1 protein-coding gene is annotated in these 1,427 nt (G+C 75.1%); it reads right to left on the reverse strand.

The annotated features are described in order from the left end of the window. Positions 1 to 138: 138 nt before the first annotated feature. Positions 139 to 1,308, reverse strand: a complete 1,170-nt coding sequence (gene hutI / locus ACFW9D_RS36760; RefSeq protein WP_384629654.1) for an imidazolonepropionase — start codon at positions 1,306 to 1,308, stop codon at positions 139 to 141. Positions 1,309 to 1,427: the final 119 nt, after the last annotated feature.

Below are 1,427 nucleotides of genomic sequence, written 5' to 3' on the forward strand. Positions count from 1 at the left end.
GCCCCGCGGGGCGCGGGCCCTGGGCGGCGCGGGTGGGTGGGGGCGCGCGGCCCCCGCCCCCTCCCCGGGGGGGGGGCCCGCCCCCCCCCCCCCGGGCCCGCGCCCCCTCTCGCGTACGGCTGTCCGTGACGTACGTGCTTACGCCACCCGTGCGCCGGCCCGCCAGACCTCGCTCACGAGCGGGACGCCCGGGCGGTAGGCCAGGTGGACGTGGCTCGGGGCGTCCAGGAACGCCAGGTCGGCGCGGGCGCCCGGGGAGAGCCGGCCGATGTCCGTGCGGCGCAGCGCCTGCGCGCCGCCCGCCGTGGCCGCCCAGAGGGCCTCGTCCGGGGTCATCCCCATGTCCCGTACGGCCAGGGCGATGCAGAACGGCACCGAGGACGTGAAGGACGAGCCCGGGTTGCAGTCCGTGGACAGCGCCACGGTGACACCCGCGTCCAGGAGGCGGCGGGCGTCCGGCCACTGGGCGCGCGTGGAGAACTCGGCGCCCGGCAGCAGCGTCGCCACCGTGTCGCCGCTCGCCAGCGCGTCCACGTCGGCGTCCGTGAGGTGCGTGCAGTGGTCGGCGCTGGCCGCGTCCAGCTCGACGGCCAGCTGGACGCCGGGGCCGTAGGAGAGCTGGTTGGCGTGGATGCGGGGCAGCAGGCCCTTCGCCTTGCCGGCCGTCAGGATGGCCCGCGCCTGGTCGCCGTCGAAGGCGCCCTTCTCGCAGAACACGTCGATCCAGCGGGCGTGCGGGGCGCAGGCGTCCAGCATCTCGCCGGTGACCAGGTCCACGTACGCGGCCGGGTCGTCGGCGAGGTCCGGCGACACGATGTGGGCGCCGAGGTAGGTGACCTCGTCGGTGTGCGCCTTGGCGATGCGCAGGGCGCGCTCCTCGTCCCGGACCGTCAGGCCGTAGCCCGACTTGGTCTCGAACGTGGTCGTGCCCTGGCGCAGGGCCTCGGCGAGGTGGTGCTTCAGGTTCGCCTCGAGCGCCTCGTCCGACGCGGCGCGGGTCGCGGCGACCGTGGTCCGGATGCCGCCCGCGCTGTAGCTGCGGCCGGACATGCGGGCGTTGAACTCCTCGGTGCGGTCTCCGGCGAAGACCAGGTGGGAGTGCGAGTCGACGAACCCGGGGATCACGGCGCGGCCGGCCGCGTCGTGGGCCTCGTCCGTCGCGGGTACGTCCGCGCTCGGGCCGGCCCAGACGACCTTGTCGCCTTCGACGACGATCGCGGCGTTCTTGATCTGGCCCAGGGGGCCCTCGCCCAGCTCCGGGTCGTTGGTGACGAGGTTGCCGATGTTGACGATGGCGGTGGTGGTCATGATTCCTTCCGGTTTCGTTGCCGGGTGCGGGTCCGGTGGGGGCTGGTCGCGCAGTTCCCCGCGCCCCTGGAGATGCGCACTTCGTGCGCGATCTCCATCGGGCGCTGACGCATCGGGGA

It is taken from the genome of Streptomyces sp. NPDC059524, from assembly GCF_042749255.1.
Lineage (GTDB): Bacteria > Actinomycetota > Actinomycetes > Streptomycetales > Streptomycetaceae > Streptomyces > Streptomyces xanthii.